At 68.9% G+C, this 592-nt stretch carries 1 pseudogene; it reads right to left on the bottom strand.

Going from position 1 to position 592, the window contains the following annotated elements:
- Positions 1-107: 107 nt before the first annotated feature.
- Positions 108-592 (bottom strand): annotated as a pseudogene (locus GWK61_RS55030) (hypothetical protein); the annotation flags it as partial.

Genomic DNA, 592 nt, shown 5'->3' on the forward strand with positions numbered 1-592 from the left:
CCTCCCCGCAGACCCCCCGCAGCACCTGATCGCCAGACCCCCCCACGCCTGGGTCTTCCAACGCCTCGACGTGTGAATGTCCCCCGATTGCCCGCCTTAAGCAACTCTTAAGGTTGCAAACACGTCTTCCCTCGGTAGTGAAACAAGGTGGGCTCCCCGGAGCCCACCGAACCGAACTGGGGCAGAGGCGTGACGTACGAGGACCAAGAGCAACTCATAGGCTGCGGCTGCGAAGACCACGCCGCGATGCCCAGCGCGATGCCCGCCACGGTGCCCAGCGCGACGTCCGGCACGATGCCCACCGCGGTGCCCGACGCGGTACCCAGCGCGACGTCCGGCGCGACGTCCGGCACGATGTCCGCCACGATGCCCAGCGCGGTGCCCGACGCGATGCCTAGCGCGATACCCGGTGCGGTACCCAGCGCGATGTTCGACGCGACACCTGGCGCGGTACCCAGCGCGATGTCCGCCACGATGCCCAGCGCGATACCTGGTGCGATACGTGGTGCGATATCTGGTGCGATACCTGGCGCGATACACGGTGCAGTGCCCAGCGCGATGCCCGGCGCCGCCCCCGCCCCCGCTCTCGCTG

Source organism: Catenulispora rubra, from assembly GCF_015356825.1.
In the GTDB taxonomy this organism is placed as follows: Bacteria; Actinomycetota; Actinomycetes; order Streptomycetales; family Catenulisporaceae; genus Catenulispora; species Catenulispora rubra.